This is a genomic window from Paraburkholderia elongata (assembly GCF_013177735.1).
In the GTDB taxonomy this organism is placed as follows: Bacteria; Pseudomonadota; Gammaproteobacteria; order Burkholderiales; family Burkholderiaceae; genus Paraburkholderia; species Paraburkholderia elongata.
The window spans coordinates 26,847-50,911 of record NZ_WOEZ01000279.1 but is presented as its reverse complement, the minus strand read 5'-3'; the positions used below and the strand labels follow the sequence as shown (position 1 = coordinate 50,911).

The following is a 24,065-nucleotide window of genomic DNA, read 5'->3' as shown; positions in this document are numbered from 1 at the left end:
GTTCGGCTTGCAAGTCCTGCAACCCTGAGTTTCTAATCCATGACGAAACGCGCACCGTCATTCAAACGGGGCGCGCTTTGAAATCGACTGATTAATGGGCGCAAGCGGCGCAATTCAAACGAATATGCGCCGCGCCAATACTTATTTCGCCCGATGTAATTCGATCACGCGAGTGGGCCGAAAATGATTAAGGGCGTAGTGAATGCGGCCGCGTTCGCGACGGCTGCGGATCGAGCGTGGGTCGTCGAACAGATCATCCGTTGAATCGGCGCCTTGTGGCTCGACCATGCCTTTGTCGATGACTGTGCAGCCCGGTTCGAGCGCCAGCAGCAGATGATTGCCGCCAACCCGGCTGTCGAAGCCGGCCATGCCGTCGTGCGCCTCGGGCACGCTGTTGACGAGGGTCGCGTTGCTCGTCGTGATTTCGTCGGGCGAGATCGGGCTATAGCCGGCGATGCGGGCGGCCTCGAGATTCTTGCCATCGGTGTCGACCGTGCTGTCATGGGTGCGATCGTTATGCAGTTCCGCCGTGCACGGGCCGGTGGTACGCGGCTGTTTGCCGGCGTCTGCTGGCTTGCTGATATCGCTGTTCATCATGCATTCTCCATTGAAGAGGACATGGTTGAAGTGCGGCAAAACCCGTTCCGTGTGACACAACGTCTTTGCGTGTGTGCGTTTGTACTGCGTTTGCGCCGAAGTTGCCTCGCGGTTATGCGCAGTGACATATATGCGGGCGTTTTTCCCTGGCTTCACCTGGCGATTGCGTCCGGGATTCCTTTCGTTTTTTTTAATGGACGTCCATTTTCTACAGAGTATGATCTTACTCCGACGAGCGAAGCGCGGTTAAATTGGCGACATGCGGAGACGACATGCGTCCGGCTGTTTTTACATGGCCAACAACGAACAAACGCGCGCTACTCAAAACATCCTACGGGGCCGTCAGGGCGGGTGACACATGCACTTCGATGCTGCATTCACACATCGCGGCTACTTGCTGAATTGTGCGCCGGCGCGCGCGGGCGATGGTACTTGGCAACCTTATGTGGTCATCTCCCGCTCGAGCGACGGCGAACTGGTCGCCAACCGTTTTTTCCCCACTGACTTGCGTTTTCCTGACGAAGCCACCGCTATCGCGCACGCACGCGACTGGGCGGTGCGCTGGATCGATGCGAGCAGCGTGACCATCTGAAGCATCAGGCATACCGGGCAGCCGTGCGGCGCTGCGCGAGCCACGGCAAAACGCGGTAATCTCTTGGGACAATCACTCTGAACCGTGTCTCTCGCACGGCGCTGTCCTTTTATGCCTAACGTGCCTTCCCCCAACTGGGGTCTCGAACAGATCGTCGCGGACTTGCGTGCGTCGCGTGAAGAATTGCATCGCACGCGGCATCCGCTCGGCATTCGCGAGTTGCCGTCGCGCGAAGCGGTGATCGCCATTGTCACCGGCTTGCGCGCGGCGCTGTTTCCCACGCATTACGGCGCCCCCGATCTAACTGACGAAACCGTCGACTACTACGTCGGCCACACGCTCGAAAGCACGTTGCGATTGCTCGCCGAACAGATACGGCGCGCCTTGCGCTTTCTGCCCGAGTTTGGAGAAACACCTGATGCGGAACTGAAGGAGCGCGCGTTCAACGTCGCGCGAGAATTCGGCACGCAGTTGCCTGGCATTCGCGCGTTGCTCGTCAGCGATATTCAGGCCGCTTTCACCGGCGACCCGGCCGCCCAGCACATCACGGAAATTCTGCTGTGCTATCCGGGCGTGTGGGCGATGACGCACCATCGCCTTGCGCACGCGCTGCATCGCCTCGGCGTGCCCTTGCTCGCGCGCTTCATCAACGAGATCGCGCACTCCGCGACCGGCATCGACATTCACCCGGGCGCGACTATTGGGCAGAGCTTCTTTATCGACCACGGCACGGGTGTCGTGATCGGCGAGACCGCGATCATCGGCGAGCGTGTGCGCGTCTATCAGGCCGTGACGCTCGGCGCGAAGAGCTTCGCTGCGGACCTTGACGGCACGCTGATCAAGGGCAACGCGCGCCATCCGATTGTCGAGGACGACGTCGTGATTTACGCCGGCGCGACGATACTCGGCCGCGTGACTATCGGGCGTGGCTCGGTGATCGGCGGCAATGTGTGGCTGACGCATAGCGTACCGCCGGGCAGCAGTGTGTCGCAAGGCAAGATCCGCGAGGGTGGACGCACGGACGAGGAGGGAGGTTGATGAGCGGGCTGCCTCACGCGTGTTGCGCCGCGCGGAACGCTCTTTAACTTCTGGGAGGCGAACCATGTCACGCGGCCGCGTTCACATGCCTCGTTGCGCGATTGCTGGCGTCGAAGCGACGGTGGCCGAAACGGCGCATTCGTTTCCGCGCCATTCGCATGACAGGTTCGGCGTGGGCGTGATCGTAGCTGGCGGGCATCGATCGTCGAGTGGGCGCGGCGTGGTTGAAGCGCTTGCGAGCGACGCGATCATGGTAAATCCGGGGGAGGTGCACGACGGCAGCCCGCTCGACGAGCGCGGACGGGCATGGCGCATGTTGTATTTTGAGCCGTCGATGCTGACCGATGTCGCCGTCGAGTTGCGTGGCGTGGCTGCGCACGAGATCGAACTGACGCAACCTGTGGTGCACGATCCGTTGCTGAAGGCGCTATTCGAGCGCCTGTTCGCGGTATCGGTGGAAGCGCAAACCGTGCCGGACGACCTGGTCCGAGAGGAGGCGATGCTCGAGTTGCTTGGGTATCTGATTCGGACTCATGCGACCACGCATGCACGTTCGCCGGTGGCCCAGTCGTTGGGCCCGATCGCACGAGCGAGGACCAGGATCGACGACGATCCATCGTCACCGCTCACACTAGCCGATCTCGCTGCTGACACAGGCATGAGCCGCTTCCAGCTGCTACGAGGTTTCGCGCACGAGATGGGGTTACCGCCGCACGCATACAGGATGCAGCGCCGGGTGATGCTTGCGAGACAGCTGATTGCGCGTGGCGCGACGTTGGCCGATGCGGCCGCCGCCTCGGGGTTTGCCGACCAGAGCCACATGACTCGAGCGTTCGTACGATTGCTGGGAATTACACCTGCCAACTACGCGTCTGCGACGCGCTCATAACCCCGCGATGGGGTTGATGAATTACCCTTCGGCGCGCGCAGCGCCGCCGGAAGTATGACGGCCTTGTCACTCACGCCGAATGTGCGAGAACACAGATTCCAGATGCTCCACTGCCTCCTCCAAGCCTGGGGACCCGCTTAAGAATTAGCGGTGTGAAGCCGCTTTCTTTGCTTACTTTCTTTGCGGCGGCAAAGAAAGTAAGTGCCTGCCCCGCACAGGGGCGACGCTAATAGACCACTAAGAAATCAAGGAAAGGCCAACGCCACAGGCGCACAGACAGTAAGCGCCGCGCAGGCACAAAAACCCCAGCACCTACCCCATTCCCAAAACCCGCAAAACCGAACCCCCATGCACCCCATGCAACCAGACATGTTCACCAATAAACCAGGCCGCGACCCACGAAGCCGCAACAACGATCAAATCACAGTGCCCACTATTCCAAAGGTTGAGAGAATGCCGCCCAGCAACCCATGGCACCCCAAGCGGATTAGGCCAATCGGCCAACAGATGCATCAACCCACCACAAGCAAACCCAAACCCCGCCGCCGCATAAACAGAATGCCCAAGCCAATGATAAGAACCCGCGAGCAACGCGAGCCATGCCACCCCCCAATGCGTCAACGTACGATGCGTAATCCACAGCCTTCGGGCGCGTGACCACCACGCCACCTCCAGCCAGTCCGGCGCCGTACTCCCTGCCACCCCGGCGATGAAGCTCAACAACACTCCGATATGAAACGAACCGCCGCCGCCGACGCGCGCGACAACCGCCGCCGCGATAACGCCGGCTGCAAACCCAGTCGCGTGATGTGCTTTGTTGGATGCCATCGAACCTCACGACGCAGCGCGCCGGATAAAAGCTAAAGGGCGGCTATGTTCGCAGATGAGCAGATAAAAAAATAGCCGGCACGCGATATAAAAAATCGCGCATCGGCAGGGCCTTCAGTGTGGTCTTCAACAACGCAACCGTGTGACCCAAAACTCAGGTCGCACAGCGCGCAATATCGAAGCGCATTTCCGATTCCGGCGGGTCGTCCGGTGCATTCGCGGGATGTATCACCTTGATGACCGAGCCGGCGTTCAACGGCGTCAGCGTGACGAAATACGAGTTGTTCGAATCGGAGCCTACGGCGATCTCGGTCGCATCGCCTACGCGCGACATCCGCACGCGCGAGAGCTTGCTCTCGAGGCAATCGGCGATATCAGCAGGGGCGCGCTGCGAAGACACGTACATCATCGGCTGGGACGCATCGCGGGCGGGGCCGCTGGAGGAACCGCAGGCAGCGAGCAAAGCGGTGACGGCAGCAGCGGGAACAAGCAGGAGAAGTCTTTTCATGATCCGATCGTCGGCGTCCCCGGTCGTGCACGGGAACTTGGGGCGCGGGCGAAACGCGACGCGATTGAACGCAACGTCATGCTTCGCGACGAAGCCGCCGTTCAACCGCAACGACGTTACGGCAAGGAAGGCAGCGCCTCAGTATACCCACGGCGCGCTTGCACCGTCACTATCGCCACGTCGAAATTTGAGAGCGTAAGCCCCATGAAAAAACCCGCACGCGATCATGTCACGCGCGGGTTCGACTGCGGAGCGGAACGGTACACCGCTCTGCATGTACTACCCGAAAAACTTAGAAGCGGTGACGCAGGCCGACGGCCGCCGCAACCTGGTTGCCGGTCGACGACGGTGCCAGCGTGTTGATCGCCGCCACGTTCGCGCCGAAGTTGCCGAGTTCGCCCGATGCGTGCTGGTACACGCCTTCCACGTACACGTCTGTACGCTTGCTCAGCGAGTAGTCGCCTTGCAGCGACACCGTGTGCCACTTCGGATCACCCGAGCCGTTCGAACCCGACATCTTGCCGTCGGTGAACGTGTACGAAGCCGCGAGGCTCAGTGCCGGCGTCAGTGCGTATTTGCCGTTCAACTCGTAGTTGTCCAGATGCAGATTCGTGCCTGCGATGCCCGGCAGCGTCACGCCACCGACGTCCACGCCCGTGATGCCGTCCAGTTGCGTATGCGTGTACACGAAGCCTGCCGTTGCCGGGCCGTACGTGTAGTTGATACCCGCACCGAACGTGCGTTGCAGGTTCGCTGCGACAGCAGCGGTGCCGTCGCCTTGCGAGACTGCGCCGCTCAGGTTCGAGCTGCCCGACTTGTTCAGTTGCAGGTATGCAGCGGCAACGCTCAACGGACCGTTGTCGTACGAAGCACCGGCGCTCCATGCGCGGTTGTTCGAGAACTGGCCGGCCGAATTGCTGAAGCCGTACAGGCCGCCGAATTTGAGGCCGGCGTAGTTCGCGCTCGTGTACTTCACGGCGTTCTTGATCGAGAACGAGTTGTCCAGATTGTCGTTATCGAACGGGTGGGCGGCCAGGTTGTTGCCGTAGCCCGCGCCCGCTTCTGACAGCGGCGCGAGGTAATCGACCACGGAATCGTACTGGCGGCCGAGCGTCAGCGTGCCGTATTGATCGCTCTGCAGACCGACGAAAGCCTGACGATTGAACATCGTGCTGCTTTCCGAAAACTGGCCGTTGTTCAGGTTGAAGCCGTTTTCCAACGTAAAGATGGCATGCAGACCGCCGCCAAGGTCTTCGTTGCCGCGCAGGCCGAAATAGGTGTTCGACACCGAACCGCTACCTTGTTGCCAGTTGCTGTGGCCGCCCTGGTTGTTCGAATAGACGAGACCGGCGTCTAGCGTGCCGTACAACGTGACGCTGCTTTGTGCGTGAGCGGTGATGGCGAACGCGCCCATGAGGCCTGCTGCGATGAGGGTTTTTTTCATGTTTAGATAACTCCGGGACAGTGCGTAGAGAATCGCATTCCAGTGTTTACAGCCGATTCCGCCGGCTGTCTGACGATCCGCTGCGAAGTGTATGCCTGCCATTTATATCTTTAAGCGCATATGGCGCAACAATGCATTTTATAATTCGTAACAGCAGATTCGGGGGTGTGTAAGTGCGGGTAAATAAAGAAAAAATCTTTGTGTGCGATGATGCTGTAACTATTCGTCAAATTGTGGGTGTTGCTCGATAGCGACGCTCTCGCTGTGTCATATCCAGTAAGGATTTTAGCGTATCGCCGCGTAGACATCGGTTCATTCTGTTTTCTGCAAAGCACTCTTCCAATTTGTGTGATCTATCTTGGCGAATTACGGTTCTACAATTCACTTCACCCCTTGACCAGGGGTGTCTTTTTCATCTTTTATACGCGGCTTCCGGGCCGCGTTTTTTTCGCATTTTTTATAATCGATTTATAAGTTCCCGCGAATAACGAAATGCACTATTTCGATTGGCGAGGAGCTTGCCCCGGCTTGTCCGTTCGTCAGGGGGCCGCATTCGGCGTGTGCGGGACAGGTAGAATCGCAGGCTTGAGATGTGTTTCCGCCCCGCGAACGTGAGTAAACCTGTAATGACCGATACCCCCCTTCCATCGTCCGACACCGCTGCTGACTCCACGACGGAAGGTGCGTCCGAAATCCACGAAACCCCGCTCGAGCATCTGGAAGAGCACCTGGAAGAAGTGCAGCCCGAAATCCAGCACGAAGCGCGTCTGTGGCGCGACGATGGCTGGACCGCGCGCGTCATCAAGAACGAAGACGATGAAGGCTGGGCCGTCGAAATGATCAAGGACGGCGAAGCGGAACCAGCGCTCGTCGGCCCGTGGACGATGGGCCGCAACAAGAAAGATCCGAAGCCACTCGACACGTCGGCGTTCAACACGCTTGTGAAAACCGCGTCTGAGGTGTTACGCCGGCATGAGCAGCAACTGCGCGCGCAGTTGCATAAAGAAGTGCGCGTCGCCAGCGCTGACGGCAATGACGAACTTGACATCACACTCGACATCGTCCCCGACGAAGACGAACCGTACGCGCTGCTGACCGCGCTCGACACATTCGGCGAACAGCTCGCACAAGTGCAGGTCGCGCCGAACTTCAAGCTGAGCAAGGCGAGTGCCACTGCGTGGGTCGAAAACGAATTCCGCCGTCCGGGCTAGGGCGGCGGCCCTCTCGGTGCAACCGAGCGACGACAGCAGTCGCTCGGTTAAGCTCGCTTACCAGCCGCCCCTATCTCCCAATCGGCCATTCCCGGCCGGCTTCGCGGCGCACACCGCCGCCTCAACTCCGCTTGCAGAAAATCGCTGTCACGAGCGGCGCCACTCGATGGACGATCGCCGTGCTGCCGCCGGCCTCGGTGATCGCGTTCTGGACCTTTGATTCGCTGCCAAACACCACGACGCCATAGGCGGAGCGGGCCACCGGTTCACCATCGCCGACGCGAAACATCGGATCGTCTTTTTCGTAGCCGACCACCGCGAAAACATGAAAGCCGAATGCGGTCAGATCGGCGCCCTGCGTCGGCGAAAACGCATTGATGGAGTTGCTTTCGACCCGCGTCGGTTTCGGGTCGATCAATTGCTGCTGGGCGAGGTCGGCAATGAACTGATGACCGCTCTCATTGCAGGTCAGCGGCGCATCGAGGACTGTGGCGTGGCTGGTGAGCGGCAGCGCCGCGGTGGTCAGAGCAAGGAGTACGGAAGAAAACAAGCATTTCATAGGCGTGAATGGCGACCCGCGTTCGATGTAGTGTGTTCGCAACGGACGGCGGCTAAGTGTCGCGACCCGAAGGACGTTGCGCATCGAAGTGATCCGTCGTGACAGGCGCAACTGGAGTCGCACTTTAACGTGATTCGGCATATCTTGCGCGGCGCCTGGCGGGCAGCGGCAACGGAGGGTCCTTAAGAAAACGTTAAGGAAGAAAGCAAGCTTTCAGAATCCCGTATTTATTTCCGGGCTATGAATTTGAGACAGAAAAATCCAACGACCGTTCCGGCCCCCAGAACATGGGACGCAAGGCTCGCCCGTCAGCTTGTCACGCCGGTCGTCAACAGTGGGTCACGCCGAACCATCTGACCACGCTGCGCCTGCTGATTGGTGTGGCTGGCGCGCCGCGCCGCGCCGCACACCCGGCGGCCGCCCCTGCCAAGGCGTCTGAAACGAGTCAAATGTGGGCCAGCGAATGAGTATGCACGCCGAAGACGACGTGATCGCGCCAATTTCAGTTGAACATCCGCTGGTTTCATCGCCGGCCACACACGCACCGAATGCCGATCGCGCAGTGGCGAGCCGCACGCGGATATTCGACACCCCGCGTCTCTCCAAGGATTTTGCCGATCAGGACGCGTTCCTGTATCTGGAAGATATCCTCGCACCCGAAGTCACCACCCATTCACGCAGATCGTCGCGGGCTACGTGGATAGCGGCCGGGCCAACATGCCGCACGAAGAAGCGGTGCGCGACCCGCTGCTGGAGCGCAGCCAGGTGTTCGACACGGCCGACGTGACCGGCTCGCCGTGGATCGAGATCGACTTCCCGAACGACGTCGCTCGAGCAAGCACTGAGATCCTGCCGCAATTGCAACCGCTGGTCAGCGCCTCGCATTAAACTCCGCGCCTGAATTGCCGCCGTATTGCATTGTGAGCCGGCTATATGCCGGCTCACCATCGCGTCGCTTGGCCCATCCATTTCACTCCTTTATTTCGTAGCATTTTTGCATTTCGTTGCGTGCGCAACCATCGGGCGACGGGTAGAATCGCAGCTTTACACCGACGGCCTTGCAACCCGTCGTCATGCCAATGCCTCTAGCTTTAGGCACTTTCATCGTTCCGCTGATCGTCGCGTGTGCGATGTTCATGGAAAACGTGGACGGCACGGTCATCGTGACGTCGCTGCCAGTTCTGGCGCGCGATCTCGGGCAGGACCCCATCACCCTCAAGCTTGCCGTGACGGCTTACGTCATCGGCCTCGGCGTCTTCATTCCCATTTGCGGCTGGGTCGCCGACCGCTTCGGTTCGCGCACGGTGTTTCGCACGGCAATCGGCATCTTCATGGCCGGCTCGCTCATGTGCGCGGCGTCCACTTCGCTCGGCACCTTCGTGGTTGCGCGCTTCGTGCAAGGCATCGGCGGCGCGATGATGGTGCCGGTAGGGCGCATCATCATTTTCCGCTCGGTGCCCAAGTCGGACTTCATCCGCGCGGTCAACTATCTGACGGTGCCTGCGCTGCTCGGGCCAGTGGTCGGGCCGCCGCTTGGTGGTTTCATCACGACCTATCTGCACTGGCGTCTGATTTTCTTCATCAACATTCCAATCGGCCTGCTGGGCATCTGGCTTGCGAACAAGCACATCGCCAACGTGCGCGAAGCGCATCCCGGCCGGCTCGACTGGACCGGCTTTGCGTTGTCGGCGAGCGGGGCGTCGTTGCTCATGCTGGGGCTCTCGCTGGTAGGCGGCGAACTGGTATCGAATACGGTATCGGTCAGCATGTGCGTGATCGGCGTGGTGCTGGTGGTGATGTACGTGCTGTACGCGAACCGCGTCGAATTGCCGGTGCTCGATTTGCGGCTGTTGCGTATTCCGAGTTTTCACGCAAGCGTGGTGGGCGGGTCGCTGTTTCGCATCGGTCTGGGCGCGGTGCCGTTTCTGTTGCCGCTTGCGTTGCAGGAAGGCCTTGGCATGACAGCGTTCAAGTCGGGGTCGATCACCTGCGCGTCCGCGTTCGGCTCGATCTTCATGAAGGCGGCCGCGTCGCGCCTTCTCGGCCGCTTCGGTTTCCGCACGGTGCTGATGTTCAATGCCGGCTGCGCGGGCCTGGCCATTGCCGTCTACGGGCTGTTCTTTCCTGGAACGCCGCATTGGCTGATCTGGTGTGTCGTGCTGTTCGGCGGCTTCTTCCCGTCGTTGCAATTCACCTCGTTGAATACCTTGGCGTATGCGGATATTCCGAGCCGCGACGTCGGCCGCGCGACGAGCGTTGCTAGTGTGATCCAGCAGATTTCGTTGGGGCTCGGCGTGACGATCGCCGGCATCGTGCTGCAAATCTCGCATAACGTGCAGGGTCACTCGACCATCGTGTTTTCCGACTTCTGGCCGGCGTTTCTCGTGGTCGGCCTGTTCTCGTTCCTGTCGATTCCGGTGACCGCGCGCTTGCCGCAAGGCGCCGGCGATGAAATCGCACGCGCCAGCAGAGGGCGCGCCTGAGTGTTCAACTCGCGATGCGTTTCGCCTCGTGGCGCGGCGCGTCAACTGCGTTAGATGCCTATTCGAGCACAGCTACTCGCGACAATTAGCGTCATGAAGCGGCACGTTTTTGTGTGCTGCAGCATGCACCACATGCGTGCAACGGCTTCGCAAATGCCGGACCGGCGTGTTATAAGCGCAAGGCAGCTTTCGTCAGATGAAAGAGTTGTCTTGGAGGAGGTCCAATGAAGTTGTTTCACAACGCTAAATCGTCCGCTAGCGGACTTGCGCTGGTCGCACTCGTCACTGTTTCAAGCGGTTTTCTCGAAGCCACCCCGGCCTTTGCCAAAGCACCCGCGAAAGCGCAGCCGGCGGTTCTCACGGCTTCAGCCATTGCGGTCGCGGACAAGTACAGCGCCGACGCCGCAGAACAGATCTTCAAGGAAGGCGGCAACGCCGTCGACGCGGCAGTCGCGATTGCCTTCACGCTTGCCGTGACATATCCGGAAGCGGGCAATATCGGTGGCGGTGGTTTCATGACGCTGTATGTCGACGGCAAGCCGTACTTCCTCGACTATCGCGAGCGCGCTCCGCTGGCCGCGACGAAGAACATGTATCTTGACGACAAGGGTGAGGTCATCAAAGGCATGAGCCTGTTCGGCTATCGCGCGGTGGGCGTGCCGGGCACCGTCGACGGCATGTGGCAAGCGCAGCGCCGCTTCGGCAAGCTCAAATGGAAGCAGGTGCTCGCACCGGCAATTCACTACGCACGCGACGGCTTTGAGGTTAGCGAGCAATTGCAGCAACGCCGCGACGATGCCGCGAAAGACTTCGCCGGCAAGACCAACTTCGACACCTACTTCGGCAACCTGAAGCAGGGCGTCAACTTCAAGCAACCGGATCTCGCCGCCGTGCTGCAGCGCATTTCGGATCAAGGCGCGAAAGACTTCTACTCGGGCAAGACGGCTGATCTGATCGCGGCGTCCATGCGCGGTCACGGTCTGATTACCAAAGCCGATCTGCAGCAGTACAAGGCGGTGTGGCGCCAGCCGATCCAGGCGAACTGGAATGGCTGTCGCGTGATTACCGCACCGCCCCCGAGCTCCGGCGGTATCGGTCTCGTGCAGTTGCTGAAGATGAAGGCCGACATTGCGCCCGACTTCAAGGACGTCAAGCTCAATTCCGCGCAATACGTGCACCTGATCGCTGAAATCGAGAAGCGCGTGTTCGCCGATCGCGCGCAGTATCTCGGCGATCCGGACTTCTACAAAGTGCCGGTCGCACAATTGACCGACGACGCGTACATCGCCAAGCGTGCAGGTGAAGTCAATCCGAATGCGCCTTCGGATACGAAGAGCATTCAGGCCGGCCTCGGCACGTCGATGCCGGAGAAAGCGGAAACCACACACTTCTCCGTGATCGACAAGTGGGGTAACGCGGTGTCGAATACGTACACCATCAACGGCTACTTCGGCTCGGGCGTGGTGGCGGATCGCACGGGTATCGTGCTGAACGACGAGATGGACGACTTCTCCGCGAAGCCGGGTGTCGCGAACATGTTCGGCGTGGTGGGCAGCGACGCGAATTCGATCGAACCGAAAAAGCGCCCGTTGTCGTCAATGAGCCCGACGATTCTGACCAAGGACGGCAAGGTGTCGCTGGTGATCGGCACGCCGGGCGGATCGCGGATCTTCACGTCGATCTTCCAGGTGATCAACAACATCTACGACTTCAACATGCCGTTGCAGGAAGCCGTGGGCGCAATGCGCTTCCATCACCAACTGTTGCCGCCGAACACGATCTTCTGGGAGCCGTACAAGCCGATCGACGGCGAACTCGCCAAGCAGATCGAAGCCAAGGGCTATAAGCTCGAGGGGCAGGATTTCAGCGGCGACATCCAGGCGATCAAGGTCAATGGCGATACGCCGGAAGCCGCCGCCGATCCGCGCGGCCGTGGTGTCACGCGCGTGATTCAGTGAGCGTTTGACTTCAATCGTTTAAGTGCATCTGCGCAGCGCATCTTTGTGGATGCGCTGCATGCCGAAGAAAAGCCTCGCGCTCGGTTGAGCGTGAGGCTTCTTTGAGCCCCCGTGCAACCGCTCAATCAGCTTGTCTGCTCGACCGGCGTCAAGATCAATTCGAGCCGTTGCGCGCCACGCAACACGGTCACGTTGACCGGCTTGTCGATACGCGACGCGTCGAGCGTGCGTTGCAGGCTATCGACGTCTTGCACTGCAAGCGCGTCAATCGCGACGATCGTGTCGTCGGTGCGCAAGCCGCCGAGCGCGGCCGGACTGCCTTTGACGATCTCCATGACATGCACGCCGCTCTCCGAGCCCAGGCCGAAATAGCGCTGCACGCGGCGCGACAGCGGCCGCGTGGTGCCGGCCACGCCGATGTACGCGCGCCGCACGCGGCCGTGCGCGAAGATTTGCATGATGACCCACTTGGCCGTATCGATTGCGGTGGCGAAGCAGATCGCCTGCGCGCCTGGAATGATCGCGGTGTTCACGCCGATTACCTGACCGGCCGAATTGATCAGCGGGCCGCCCGAATTGCCGGGATTGAGCGCGGCATCCGTCTGGATCACGTCGTAGATCATGCGGCCCGAATTCGAGCGCAGCGAGCGGCCGAGCGCCGAGACCACGCCAGTCGTCACAGTTTGCGCAAGGCCGAGCGGATTGCCGACCGCGATCGCAATCTGGCCGACCCGCAGCTTCGACGATTCGCCGAGTTCGACGTGCGGCAACGGCTCCGGCGAGCCGATGCGCAGGACAGCGAGATCGCTGCCGGGATCGTCGCCGACCAGATCAGCGTCGAATTTCGCGCCGTCGGCGAGCGTCACCGTGATGTGCGTGGCGCCATGCACGACGTGGCTGTTGGTGAGCAAATAGCCGTCGGGCGTGAACAGAAAGCCCGAGCCGGTGCCGCTGCGCGCGCCGCGGCTATCGCGCCCGGTGGGGGCGCCGGGCAGCCGGCGTTCGACGGAAATGAAGGCGACTGCTTGCTGAACGCGTTCCAGCGCGCCGATTACGGTGCGGGAATAGGCGTCGAGCAGGGCGTCGTCGGATAAAGCGTTGAGTGGATCGGACCCGGGGGCGTCGGATGCGGCGCGCGACAGGTCATCGACGAAGCGTGGGCGGCTTCCCATGGCGATGCTCCGGATAGGCGGGAATCCAGATGCGGGGCGGTGGGCGGGTTTTCAAGTGCGGGCAGGGGCGGCGTGCGCGAGGCGGCTATGAGACACTTTCGTCTGTCAGGCCACGCCAACGCTGAGGTCGTTGCACGAGCGGGAACGCCGGCCAATGCCCGGACCGACGCCGATGCAGACGCCCATGCCGATGCCAATGTCCACGCCGATGCTTGCAACGCCCGGGCATACACCTTGCGAGCCCGTTAGGCGTCGCCATACCAAGGAGACAGCCGCCATGAACTCACCCGCCACGTCAGCCGCAGCCTCTGCCTCTGCCTCTGCCTCGTCGAGCGCGCCGACAGAGTCGGCAGACCCGACCGAGCCGCGCATCGAGTCGCTCAGCGCCATCACGCTCGCCACCCGCAATATGCCGGGCGCGGTGCTGTTTTACGAAGCGCTTGGTTTTCCGATCAAATTCGGCGGTTCGCACGAAGCATTCACGTCGTTTGCATTCGGCGGTTCGTATCTGAACCTGATCGTCGATACGCGTGCCCCAGTCAACTGGTGGGGCCGCGTGATCATTTATGTCTCGGACGTCGACGCACTCTACCGGAAGGCGCTGGCGGCGGGCTTGAAGCCATCGCTCGAACCGTCCGATGCGCCGTGGGGCGAGCGCTATTTCCACATTACCGATCCCGACGGCCACGAACTCAGCTTCGCGAAGCCATTGTGTTAGCGCCGGGCGGCCACGCAAAACTCGCTATCATGGATACCCAAAAAGGCGCGCAGGCCGCCGGCGAACGCCCATCGCCCCAAGGCGCGGCTGCCGCGCTGGTAACACGGCTGACACCTCGCACTTCGATAATCGAACGCGTTCGCGACGCGCATGCGCCGCGTGCCTAACCATTTCCGTTGCCAGGAGAGTCGCAATGAAAGAGCTGGATCCGAGACCCGAGGCCGAAGTCATGGCAGAACGGCAACGCCGTTTCGAGGAAGACCTCATCGATGCATACGACGAGGAGCTCGAAATGGAGGTCGACGATCGCATTATCGACGGCGCGCAGGGTTTCACGCCCGAGCATCGCGAGGCGCGCAAGGTGTACTTCCGCGAGCTGTTCCGGTTGCAAGGCGAGCTTGTCAAACTGCAGGATTGGATCGTGCAAACCGGGCATCGGCTGGTGGTGATTTTCGAAGGACGCGATGCGGCCGGCAAGGGCGGCGCGATCAAACGCATCACGCAGCGGCTCAATCCGCGCGTGTGCCGCGTGGCGGCGTTGCCGGCGCCGAACAACCGCGAACGCACGCAATGGTATTTCCAGCGTTACGTGTCGCATTTGCCGGCAGGCGGCGAAATGGTGCTGTTCGATCGCAGCTGGTACAACCGCGCGGGCGTCGAACGTGTGATGAATTTTTGCAGCGACGACGAGTATGAAGAGTTTTTCCGCTCGGTGCCGGAATTCGAAAAGATGCTGGCGCGAAGCGGCGTGCAGATTCTCAAATACTGGTTTTCGATCACCGACGAAGAACAGGAAATCCGCTTTCAGAACCGCATCCACGATCCGCTGAAGCAGTGGAAACTAAGTCCGATGGATCTGGAAAGCCGGCGTCGCTGGGAGGCTTATACGCAGGCGAAAGAAGTCATGCTGCAGCGCTCGCACATTCCCGAGGCGCCGTGGTGGGTCGTGCAGGCGGTCGACAAGAAGCGCGCGCGCCTGAACTGCATTCACCATCTGCTGAGCCAGGTGCCGTATCACGAGATCGAGCATCCGCTAATCGAGTTGCCCGCACGGGTCTATCACGACGAATACAGCCGCCAGCCGGTGCCGGAGTCGATGATCGTGCCCGAGATGTATTGATCGAGTTTCGGCCCGGTGGAATGAAGGCTCGATGGAATGAAAAAAGCGCGGCAGAAACCGCGCTTTTTTTGCCTTCACCGTGGCCGGATTTGCACCCGGCACCAGCGGCTTCGGCAGTTTCAGAACACCATCCGGAACACCCAGTACAAGCCCGCGGCCAGCGCGATTGAAGCCGGCAGCGTCAGTACCCAGGCGAGGATCAGGCTGCGCACGGTGCTCCATTGCAAGCCGGAGCCGTTGGCCGCCATGGTGCCGGCCACGCCTGACGACAGCACGTGCGTTGTCGAGACCGGCAAGCCGTACATGTCGGCCGCGCCGATCGTCAGCATCGCCACCATTTCAGCCGATGCACCCTGTCCATAGGTCAGATGCTGCTTGCCGATCTTCTCACCGACCGTGATGACGATGCGCTTCCATCCAACCATCGTGCCGAGACCCAGGGCGATGGCCACGGCGACCTTGACCCATGTCGGTATGAACTTGGTCGCGTGATCGGTTTGCGCCTTGAAGTTGTCGATCGCTTTGGCATCTGCCGGTGAAAACGCCGGCTGTTTGCTCTTGTCCATCAGGCGGATCGCTTCGGAAGCGACATACATATTGTTGCGCACGTTATCGACGATGCTTTGCGGCACGGTTGCTATCGATCCAGACGTGCTGACCTGCTGGCCGATCAGATCGATCAGCTGCTGCAAGGCCGGCAACGTGGCGGGCGTCAACTGGCGGGTGCGCACATACGCTTCGACATCGGCGCGCGGATCGGCGGACGGTGCCGCGCCCTGGGTGTACTTGGCGAGCGTCGTCGAGGCCTGTTGCGAGACTGCGAGGTAGGTTTGCGTTTGCGCCGGAGTGACCGCCTTGTTCAGTGCGTAGGCAGTCGGCACCGTGCCGATGAGGATCAGCATGATGAGACCCATGCCTTTCTGTCCGTCGTTCGAACCGTGCGCGAACGAAACACCCGTACAGGTCAGAATCAGCAGGCTGCGAATCCAGAACGGCGGCGGCTTTTTCCCCTTCGGCTCCGCATACAACGCGGGAACGCGCACCACGGCCTTCAGGATCAGCAGCAGCAAAGCGGAGGCAAGAAAGCCGACCAGCGGCGAAAACAGTAACGACTTGCCCACGCCGAGCGCCTGATTCCAGTCCACGCCGCTCGTGCCGTTCACGCCGTGCATTAGCTGATTCATCAGACCGACGCCGATGATCGAGCCGATCAGCGTATGCGAGCTCGACGACGGCAGTCCGAAATACCACGTGCCCAGATTCCAGATGATCGCAGCGATCAACAGGGCGAAGACCATTGCAAAGCCCGCGCTGCTACCCACTTGCAGAATCAATTCGACGGGCAGGAGTTGCAGAATGCCGAACGCGACCGCACCCGTTGAAGTAAGCACACCGAGGAAATTCCATCCGCCGGACCAGACCACCGCAATGTTCGGCGCGAGCGAATGCGTGTAGATTACAGTGGCGACCGCGTTCGCCGTGTCGTGAAAGCCGTTGACGAATTCGAAGCCGAGCGCGATCACGAGCGCAATGCCGAGCAGCAGGTACGGCAAATACGAGGCTTCGCGAACCGATTGCAAATCGTCTGCCAGATGCATGGCGCAATAAGCAGCGCCGATCGCAATCACAACGAGGAAGATGATGAGGCCGATATTGCGCCCCTTTCCACTTGCAGCGCCCGGTTGCGGGTACGAAAGTTCCGGCATGAGGTGAGCCCCAAAAGTTTGTCGCGGGACTGCCGATCCTGCGTGGCCTGTGTGTCGTAATGATGACAGTGGCGTGACGGCTATGCTGGACGGGTGTTCGCGAGAAGGTGCGTGGAAATTGGCGCTACTGGATAGGTCGCGCATGCGCGGCGCGAAATAATGATAAGCGGTCCGAAAAGAACGATGCGTGAAGTGCGCCTATGGAGCGGAATGGATTTTCCAGTTCACCTATCACCAAGGTTGCAGACAGACTTGTGCGGACTCGCGCGACCCAGGCGGCCACCACGGCTTGCGGCGGATTGCAATCCATGCAACCCGCATTTTCTTGCGGCCATCCTCGTGCAGTTTAGGGGACGCGTCGGCGGATATCCACCGGGACCTTTTTTTGCTAGGCTGACATAATGCGACTTTTGAAGGACGTTCGATGAAGCGAGCGAGCCGGAAAATCGACAATCAGGCTGCGGATAGCAAGCCGGCCGGCACAGGTTCCTCGGCGGAGTCGGCCTTCGCCTCGTACGCGGCGCCCCTCGTCGTCGACGCCATCGAACACGCGAATGCGGTGCGCGAAGACGCATCGCCCGAATCGCTGCACCAACTGCGCGTATCGCTGCGGCGGTTGCGCTCGTTGTGGTGGGCGTTCGAACCCTTGCTGGACAAAGGCGAGAACACGCGCCAACGGGCGCTATATAAATATCTGGCGACGGCAGCCGGCAAGACGCGCGATTGGGACATTCTGATCGAACTGATTACCCAGGACGAACGCGTTGCGCACGAGATAGCACCGAAGCTCCAGGAAGCGCGCGGCAGCGCGTTGGTGACGAGCCGTGAAACGCTTTCTAACGCGGACGTCAAGCATCTGCTGCAAGACGCCCTGACCAGCGCCAGTAAGGAACTGAACACGGCCCATGAGCGCGTGCCGCTGCAAACGTTCGTCGATCAGCGCGTGGCGGCTTCTGAACGTTCGCTGAAAAAGCGCATAAAACGTGCGTCGCACGCCAAGCGCTCCAACTACGCCGCGTTTCACGACGTCAGAAAGGCGGGAAAAAAAGTACGCTATCTCCTCGAGTTTTTCGAGCCGGTTCTGAGCGGCAGCCACAAGCGTGTCCTGAAGCGGTTAAAGCAGATTCAGAAGCGTTTCGGTACGCTCAACGATATTGTCGCAAGCGAGATGCTGCTGCGCGACAACATGGGCTTGCTAGCCGGATCCGGCGACACCGATGCAGCGCTTAATTGGCTCAGGAAGGAGCGCAAACGCCGGATGCGCGCGGCAGCGGGACTGCTACGCAAACTGTGATGCGGCTTAAGGAGCAGCTGCACGCTCAAGCCAAGCGGCCCGAATAACCCTGTTGGCTGTGCGTCCGTACCTGATCGCTCAGGGACTTGCCCAGGCGCTTTTGCTGCGCCGAGGGGCGAACCCGCGCAGCGTCACCGCGCCGCATGTTTCGCCGTAGGGCTTCGGCGTGCGTTTGCCGGTGGTCGATTCGTCCGTCGGCGAGAGCGGTTCGACGGGAAAGCCGCGCCTTTGCCAGGCGTCTAGGCCGCCCTTCAGTGCGCGAATCCGCGTGTAGCCGTTCAGGCGCATCCGTTGCTTGATTTCGACGGCGGTCGCGCTGTCCGGGCAAATGCAATAAATCACCATGTCATAGACGAGCAGCGCGCCGTCGATCTGTTCAGGCGAGCGCGGGTCGAGCGCCAGCACGCCGGGAATAGGGTGCAGCGCTTCACCTGCTGATGTTGGTGGGCGGGTATCCAGGACCTTGGGAGGCGTGATCCGGCGCCATCCGCCAAGTGTCGCTTGCGACGCAGTCGTGGAGGCGGCGTTCGCTAAACGGCGCCGCTCGCGGTGTTGCTGCAGGAGGCGGTACACCAGATAGGCCAACGCCGCGGCCAGCAGGATGTCGATCACCGTACCGCCGCGCGCTCTGACGAACGCGAGCAGCATATGCAACTGCCGTTCCGCCGCGGCACCGCCGAGCAGCCAGAAGGTGGCCCACGCCAGGGCGCCGGCGAGGTCCCACATAGCGTAGATCCGACTATCCACGGCTGTCGTGCCCATAAGCGGCGGCGTGATGAGTCCCAGTCCGGGGACGAACTTCGAGATCGACACGAGCGGCACGCCGAAGCGCTCGAATAGCGAGCGAGCCATGTCGACCCTCGAATCGACCACCGGCGAGATCCGGCTCAAGGCGGCGATCAATTTGCGGCCGTAGATCCGGCCCGCGGCGAACCATGTGCCGTCGCCGATGAGCGCGCCGAGTACGGCGGCCAATAGGATCGGCCAGAAAGACAGTGTGCCGGCGGCAATCGCGGAGCCCGCGAAGAGCAGCACGGGGACCGCAGGGATCGGCAGGCCGAGGCGCGTCAACAGGACGTTGACAAAGACGAATGCGCTGCCCCAGGTTGAAACCGCCGACGACGGAAACGCTACCAATTGCGGAACTCCTGTTGTTGCGATTGGGCCGCGCTGCGGCGGGATCCTATTTTGATCAGGATACTCGATGGGCCTCACTGAAGTGCCGGCCGGTCCCACTTGCCCGTAAGCCGGATTCGCGCCGGCATTTTGTCAAGCTGACGCTACACCGCGAGCCGTTGGCAAGCGTTTTCTCTGCAATTTCGTTCAAGACCGCACGCGTTAACTGCCCCTAATCTGCCTGTTCGTTCAAAAGAATAGGACAGCAGCATGAATTCACGGCATGTCGGATACCTGTTTTGCGCGCTGGCGATGATCGGGGTCGGCAGCACGGTTGTCGTCAGCAAATCGATCGCAAGCGGATTGCCGCCGTTTAGCGCGACCGCGTTGCGTTTTGCCATCGCGTTTCCCCTGTTTGTGCTGGTGATGCGCTGGCGTGGCGTGCGCTGGCCACGTCTCAATCGATACGATACGGTGCTCGTGATTGCCCAGGCGGGGGCGGGCAGCGTCGGTTATACGGTGTTGCTCATCAGCGGTATGAAGCTCGCATCGGCCGCCGATGCAGGCGTGATTGCCGGCACGCTGCCGGCTGTGTCGGCCATGGTCGCCATGCTCGCGCTGGGTGAGCGGCCCGCGCCCGCGTTGATCGGTGCGATTGTTCTCGCCACCTTGGGCGTGCTGGTGTGTACCGTGCATATCGACGATTTCACCGCGCCGCATGCGGCCGGTTCGCTGGCAGGTAACGTGTTGGTGTTCGCGGCGATCGTCTGCGAGGCGCTCTTCATCTTGCTTAATCGTAAGTTGCGCACGCCGGTCGCACCGCTGCCGCTGTCGGCATTGATGTGCGGCATCGGTTTCGCGGTGGCGATTGTGCCAGCGTGTTTCGAAAGGCCCTGGAGCGTGCCATTCAATGCGAGCGCCCTGAGCGGCGTGCTGTATTACGCGCTCGTGCCGACCGTGGCCGGCTTCGTTCTCTGGTATGCGGGCGCTGCGCGCATCAGCGGCGCGGAAGCCGGACTCATGACCGCGCTCGTGCCGGTGAGCGCGGTGGCGTTGGCCGCTGTCGTGTTGCGGGAGCCGGTCAGCGCGGCGCAACTTGCGGGTGTCGCGTGTGTGCTTGGCGCAGTGTTGCTGGCCACCTTTGGTCAGATGCGTACGGTGCGCAGCACGGCGTGAGGTGGCGGCCAACGCCGCAGCCTGCTCCGCGGCGCGACCGAATCGCGATTCAGGTATTGGCGACCGCGACTACGCCCGGATTGCCCACGATCGACAGAAACTCGCGACGCGTCGACGGATCGGTACGGAACGTGCCCAGCATGCGCGAGGTGACCATCGTGACACCGGCCTTGTGCACGCCCCGTGTGGACATGCATTGATGCGCGGCCTCGAGAATCACGCCGACGCCTGCTGGTTGCAGCACGTCGTTCAATGTATCGGCGATCTGCACCGTCATCTTTTCCTGGATCTGCAGACGCTTGGCGAACGCATCGACGAGGCGCGCCAGCTTCGAAATGCCGACCACCCGATGCCCGGGAAGGTACGCCACGTGCGCCCGCCCGATGATCGGCACCATGTGGTGTTCGCAATAGCTCTCGAAGCGGATATCTTTCAGCACGATCATTTCGTCGTAGCCGTCCACTTCGGAGAAGGTGCGGGCGAGGATCTCGCGCGGATCGATCTGATAACCCGCGTAGAACTCCTCATAGGAGCGCACCACGCGAGATGGCGTATCGATCAGGCCTTCGCGCTTGGGATCGTCGCCGGCCCAACGTATCAGCACACGTACCGCTGCTTCAGCTTCGTCGCGGCTGGGGCGGTCTACTGCGTCCGCGGGTTTGGTTTTCTTTGCTTTGCTGCTGGCCATCCGTCGCTCCTTTGGGATCGCGCGTCGACGCTAGACGCAGCGCGGGTTCAATGAGTGCGGCCATTGTTCCATGTTTTGCGTCGCATCGTGCCGATGCCCCTTTCGCCGGCGGGGCGCGAGCTCACTTTGGCCACTCGTCCATAGCGTCGTTGAAGAGCCCGGTGACGATACTGCGCAGCCAGCTTCCCCGCGGATCGTTATGAAACTTGCGATGCCAGTGCTGCCGCAGATCGAAGCGCGGCAAAGGCAGTGGCGGCTCGACCAGCGTGATCGACGCATGCTCCGACACGTACGCGAAGCCGATGGCGTGCGGCACCGTCGCGAGCAGATCGGTGCGCGCGAGGATGAACGGCAGGCTCATGAAGTGCGGCGTTTCGAGTACGGCGCGGCGCTTGATGCGTTTCTTTTCCAGGTAATGTTCGAGGACTTCCTGGCTGCGTCCTTCGGCACGCACGACTGCGTGGCCCGACGCCACGTACTGCTGCAGTGTGAGCGGCGCCTTCGAAAGGGGATGCCCCGTGCGCATCAGGCAGATGAATCGATGGGTGAAGAGCCGTTGCTGGAAGAAGTTATTGCCCGACAGATCGGGAAAATAGCCCACGGCGAGATCGACGTCGCCCGATTCGAGCCCACGTTCCACGTGCGAGGGCGAGAGCGACACCGAGCGCAGATTCGCATACGGCGCGCGTTCGGCGAAGAGTTGCAGGAGCCGCGGCAGGAAGACGATTTCGCCGACGTCGGAGAGTGCGATGGAGAAGGTATGGGTGCTCGTGGCCGGATCGAAGTCTTGCACGTCGAGCATGCCTTTCTCGATACGAAGAAGCGCGTCGCGGGCGGCGGGGAGGATGGCGAGCGCGCGCGGCGTGGGTTCCATGCCTTTTGATGTTCGCACGAAGAGCGGATCGTCGAAGTATTCCCGCAGGCGGCCTAGCGCGGTGCTGACGCGGGGTTGGCTGACGCCTAATTGCTCCGCTGCGCGGCTGACGTTGCGGGTGTCTTCCATTGCTACCAGGTAGGGGATCAGGTTTAGATCCAGGGATGTGTTGGACATGCTGGTTGTTGCCTGCGGCGCTTTGGGGTTTGGGTATTCGGTATTTGGATAGAGGGTAGTTTAATAATCTTGGTTTGGGATAGTGGGGTTTTTGCCTGCGCGGCGCTTGTTTGGCTGTTTGCCTGCGGCGTTGGGCTTTGCTTGATTTGTTTGCCTGCTCGGCGTGCTTTGCCTGTGCGCTTACGGTTTTGGCCTTTCCTTGAATTCTTATTGGTTTATTAGCGTCGCCCCTGTGCGGGGCAGGCACTTACTTTCTTTGCCGCCGCAAAGAAAGTAAGCAAAGAAAGCGGCTTCACACCGCCAACTCTTAAGCGGGTCCCCTGGCTTGGAGGAGGCAGTGGAGCATCTGGAATCTGTGTTCTCGCACATTCGACGTGAGTGACAAGGCAGTCATACTTCCGGCGGCGCTGCGCGCGCCGACGCGTACTTCACCAAACCGATCTCCGCGCTTGCGCTCTCGCATTTTGATCGGCACCGCGGCCGCTCGCGGAACGTCTCTTCTGAATGCCTAGGTGTCTCGCCGAGGCGAAGCCGATGGCCCCCACCACGCCCAACCGAAGCCCCAGGTTTCCCTGGCAGACCCATCCGCGACGCACGCAGTGCGGAGTGGGAGCTGATGAGCCCTTTGTCACTCACGCCGAATGTGCGAGGACGCGGATTCCAGATGCACCACTACCCACTCCAAGCCAGGGGACCCGCTTAAGAATTAGCGGTTGGAGCCGCTTTCTTTGCTTACTTTCTTTGCGGCGGCAAAGAAAGTAAGTGCCTGCCCCGCACAGGGGCGAACGCTAATAAACCAATATCAAATCAAGGAAAGGCCAACGCCGCAGGCGCACAGACACAAAGCGCCGAGCAGGCAAACAAACCAACGAAAGCCCAACGCCGCAGGCAAACAGACAAAAAAACGCCGAGCAGGCAACCAGCCAACAAAGACCCCTGCCGGGCAGGCAAAAACCTATGATTAAGGGAAATCCCCTGCCTTGACAACCCGCCCGGAGGGCAACCATAATCGCCTAACCGTTCGCTAATCGAATCCATGTTCGCATACAGAACAAATCGACAACGAACAAACCAAAGGCGCCAGCCCGCATCTCCACCCAGCGAGCCGCCGCCAGCAACAGGCCCGGAGACCGTCCCGCACAAGCCCGCGCCTGCAAAGGCAAAAAGCCTATCGGTACGCAGCGCCGCAAAAGGAAATTCGACATGATCAACAAGATTTTCGAGTCACTTCAATCGGCGGTCGCCGATGTCAACGACGGCGCGACCGTCATGATCGGCGGCTTCGGCACAGCCGGCATGCCGTCCGAGCTGATCGACGCGCTCATCGAACAAGGCGCGCGCGAACTCACCATCGTCAACAACAACGCCGGTAACGGTGACATCGGCCTCGCGGCGCTGCTCAAAGCCAAACGCGTGCGCAAGGTCATCTGCTCGTTCCCGCGCCAAACCGATTCGTATGTGTTCGACGCGCTCTATCGCGCCGGCGAAATCGAACTCGAACTGGTGCCGCAAGGCAACCTCGCGGAACGTATTCGCGCAGCAGGCGCGGGCATCGGCGGGTTCTTCACGCCCACCGGTTTTGGCACCAAGCTCGCCGAAGGCAAGGAAACCCGTCTGATTGACGGCAAGCATTACGTGCTGGAATCGCCGCTGCATGCAGACTTCGCGCTGATCAAGGCGTTCAAGGGCGACCGCTGGGGCAATCTGGTCTATCGCAAGACCGCGCGCAACTTCGGCCCGATCATGGCGAGCGCGGCGAAAACGGCCATCGCGCAGGTGTCGAAAGTGGTGCCGCTCGGTGAGCTTGATCCGGAAAATATCGTCACGCCTGGCATCTTCGTGCAACGCGTGATCGAAGTGCCGCAAGCTGCGCATCAAGCCGAGCTTGCATCCGCGACCGCCGCCTGAGGAGACCGA

Annotated in this window: 21 protein-coding genes and 3 pseudogenes; 14 read left to right on the top strand and 10 right to left on the bottom strand. The window is 61.0% G+C overall.

The features are described from left to right. Window positions 1-141: 141 nt before the first annotated feature. The gene (locus GNZ13_RS46165; RefSeq protein WP_172177611.1) at window positions 142-594 is read right to left on the bottom strand and encodes a DUF3005 domain-containing protein; all 453 of its coding nucleotides are present in this window, start codon (window positions 592-594) and stop codon (window positions 142-144) included. A 361-nt stretch (window positions 595-955) separates the two neighbouring features. On the opposite strand from GNZ13_RS46165, the gene GNZ13_RS46160 reads away from it, so the two are divergent. The 3 genes from GNZ13_RS46160 to GNZ13_RS46150 all read left to right on the top strand — a co-directional run bounded on the left by GNZ13_RS46160 (window position 956) and on the right by GNZ13_RS46150 (window position 3,116). Further along, window positions 956-1,189, top strand: coding sequence for a hypothetical protein (locus GNZ13_RS46160; protein WP_063498620.1), 234 nt, complete (start codon window positions 956-958; stop codon window positions 1,187-1,189). 111 nt (window positions 1,190-1,300) lie between these two features. Continuing rightward, window positions 1,301-2,227 (top strand): serine O-acetyltransferase EpsC, encoded by a 927-nt coding sequence (gene epsC / locus GNZ13_RS46155; RefSeq protein WP_172177545.1) that lies wholly within the window; start codon window positions 1,301-1,303, stop codon window positions 2,225-2,227. A 64-nt stretch (window positions 2,228-2,291) separates the two neighbouring features. After that, on the top strand, window positions 2,292-3,116 hold the full coding sequence (locus tag GNZ13_RS46150; RefSeq protein WP_172177543.1) for an AraC family transcriptional regulator: 825 nt from the start codon (window positions 2,292-2,294) through the stop codon (window positions 3,114-3,116). Window positions 3,117-3,428: 312 nt separating this feature from the next. Here the strand turns inward: GNZ13_RS46150 and GNZ13_RS46145 are convergent, their stop codons facing one another. The 3 genes from GNZ13_RS46145 to GNZ13_RS46135 all read right to left on the bottom strand — a co-directional run bounded on the left by GNZ13_RS46145 (window position 3,429) and on the right by GNZ13_RS46135 (window position 5,896). After that, window positions 3,429-3,944 (bottom strand): metal-dependent hydrolase, encoded by a 516-nt coding sequence (locus GNZ13_RS46145; protein ID WP_172177541.1) that lies wholly within the window; start codon window positions 3,942-3,944, stop codon window positions 3,429-3,431. Window positions 3,945-4,098: 154 nt separating this feature from the next. Beyond that, window positions 4,099-4,452 carry a sugar ABC transporter ATPase gene (locus GNZ13_RS46140; RefSeq protein ID WP_172177539.1) on the bottom strand — a complete coding sequence of 118 codons (354 nt, stop codon included), beginning with the start codon at window positions 4,450-4,452 and terminating at the stop codon, window positions 4,099-4,101. Between the two features lie 292 nt (window positions 4,453-4,744). Next, window positions 4,745-5,896: a porin gene (locus tag GNZ13_RS46135; RefSeq protein WP_172177537.1), complete on the bottom strand. Its 1,152-nt coding sequence runs from the start codon at window positions 5,894-5,896 to the stop codon at window positions 4,745-4,747. A gap of 626 nt (window positions 5,897-6,522) precedes the next feature. Between GNZ13_RS46135 and GNZ13_RS46130 the strand changes: the two genes are divergently transcribed. Continuing rightward, window positions 6,523-7,107 (top strand): hypothetical protein, encoded by a 585-nt coding sequence (locus tag GNZ13_RS46130; protein ID WP_172177535.1) that lies wholly within the window; start codon window positions 6,523-6,525, stop codon window positions 7,105-7,107. A gap of 121 nt (window positions 7,108-7,228) precedes the next feature. Here the strand turns inward: GNZ13_RS46130 and GNZ13_RS46125 are convergent, their stop codons facing one another. After that, on the bottom strand, window positions 7,229-7,666 hold the full coding sequence (locus GNZ13_RS46125) for a hypothetical protein (RefSeq protein WP_172177609.1): 438 nt from the start codon (window positions 7,664-7,666) through the stop codon (window positions 7,229-7,231). A gap of 240 nt (window positions 7,667-7,906) precedes the next feature. Between GNZ13_RS46125 and GNZ13_RS53230 the strand changes: the two are divergent. From GNZ13_RS53230 to ggt, 5 genes and pseudogenes are all read left to right on the top strand, one after another. Beyond that, window positions 7,907-8,058: pseudogene (locus GNZ13_RS53230) on the top strand (CDP-alcohol phosphatidyltransferase family protein); the annotation flags it as partial. Window positions 8,059-8,129: 71 nt separating this feature from the next. Further along, window positions 8,130-8,351, top strand: a pseudogene (locus GNZ13_RS53225) (2OG-Fe(II) oxygenase); the annotation flags it as partial. Next, window positions 8,336-8,554, top strand: a pseudogene (locus GNZ13_RS46120) (phosphocholine cytidylyltransferase family protein); the annotation flags it as partial. The pseudogenes GNZ13_RS53225 and GNZ13_RS46120, both read left to right, overlap by 16 nt. A gap of 191 nt (window positions 8,555-8,745) precedes the next feature. Then, on the top strand, window positions 8,746-10,149 hold the full coding sequence (locus GNZ13_RS46115; RefSeq protein WP_172177607.1) for an MFS transporter: 1,404 nt from the start codon (window positions 8,746-8,748) through the stop codon (window positions 10,147-10,149). 224 nt (window positions 10,150-10,373) lie between these two features. Continuing rightward, window positions 10,374-12,107, top strand: a complete 1,734-nt coding sequence (gene ggt, locus GNZ13_RS46110) for a gamma-glutamyltransferase (RefSeq protein WP_172177533.1) — start codon at window positions 10,374-10,376, stop codon at window positions 12,105-12,107. Window positions 12,108-12,232: 125 nt separating this feature from the next. On the opposite strand, the gene GNZ13_RS46105 is transcribed toward ggt, so the two are convergent. Beyond that, entirely contained in the window at window positions 12,233-13,279 is a 1,047-nt protein-coding gene (locus GNZ13_RS46105; protein WP_172177531.1) for a S1C family serine protease, read from the bottom strand. A gap of 277 nt (window positions 13,280-13,556) precedes the next feature. Here GNZ13_RS46105 and GNZ13_RS46100 point away from each other — a divergent pair, with 277 nt between their 5' ends. Next, entirely contained in the window at window positions 13,557-13,997 is a 441-nt protein-coding gene (locus GNZ13_RS46100; RefSeq protein WP_172177529.1) for a VOC family protein, read from the top strand. 193 nt (window positions 13,998-14,190) lie between these two features. Next, entirely contained in the window at window positions 14,191-15,117 is a 927-nt protein-coding gene (gene ppk2 / locus GNZ13_RS46095; RefSeq protein WP_172177527.1) for a polyphosphate kinase 2, read from the top strand. Between the two features lie 119 nt (window positions 15,118-15,236). Here ppk2 and GNZ13_RS46090 read toward each other — a convergent pair whose 3' ends face one another. Beyond that, window positions 15,237-16,823: an inorganic phosphate transporter gene (locus tag GNZ13_RS46090; protein WP_172177525.1), complete on the bottom strand. Its 1,587-nt coding sequence runs from the start codon at window positions 16,821-16,823 to the stop codon at window positions 15,237-15,239. Window positions 16,824-17,247: 424 nt separating this feature from the next. On the opposite strand from GNZ13_RS46090, the gene GNZ13_RS46085 reads away from it, so the two are divergent. Beyond that, complete coding sequence (locus GNZ13_RS46085; protein WP_172177523.1) at window positions 17,248-18,117, top strand: CHAD domain-containing protein; 870 nt, start codon at window positions 17,248-17,250, stop codon at window positions 18,115-18,117. Between the two features lie 78 nt (window positions 18,118-18,195). Here GNZ13_RS46085 and GNZ13_RS46080 read toward each other — a convergent pair whose 3' ends face one another. Continuing rightward, window positions 18,196-19,254: a VTT domain-containing protein gene (locus GNZ13_RS46080; RefSeq protein WP_172177521.1), complete on the bottom strand. Its 1,059-nt coding sequence runs from the start codon at window positions 19,252-19,254 to the stop codon at window positions 18,196-18,198. A 249-nt stretch (window positions 19,255-19,503) separates the two neighbouring features. Here GNZ13_RS46080 and GNZ13_RS46075 point away from each other — a divergent pair, with 249 nt between their 5' ends. Then, a complete protein-coding gene (locus GNZ13_RS46075; RefSeq protein WP_172177519.1) occupies window positions 19,504-20,409 on the top strand; it encodes a DMT family transporter in 906 nt (301 codons plus the stop codon). A gap of 49 nt (window positions 20,410-20,458) precedes the next feature. Here GNZ13_RS46075 and folE read toward each other — a convergent pair whose 3' ends face one another. Together folE and GNZ13_RS46065 are read right to left on the bottom strand one after the other, a co-directional pair. Continuing rightward, a complete protein-coding gene (folE, locus tag GNZ13_RS46070) occupies window positions 20,459-21,097 on the bottom strand; it encodes a GTP cyclohydrolase I FolE (RefSeq protein ID WP_172177517.1) in 639 nt (212 codons plus the stop codon). Between the two features lie 121 nt (window positions 21,098-21,218). Beyond that, window positions 21,219-22,148: a LysR family transcriptional regulator gene (locus GNZ13_RS46065; RefSeq protein ID WP_172177515.1), complete on the bottom strand. Its 930-nt coding sequence runs from the start codon at window positions 22,146-22,148 to the stop codon at window positions 21,219-21,221. 1,203 nt (window positions 22,149-23,351) lie between these two features. On the opposite strand from GNZ13_RS46065, the gene GNZ13_RS46060 reads away from it, so the two are divergent. After that, entirely contained in the window at window positions 23,352-24,056 is a 705-nt protein-coding gene (locus GNZ13_RS46060; RefSeq protein WP_172177513.1) for a 3-oxoacid CoA-transferase subunit A, read from the top strand. Window positions 24,057-24,065 lie beyond the last annotated feature (9 nt).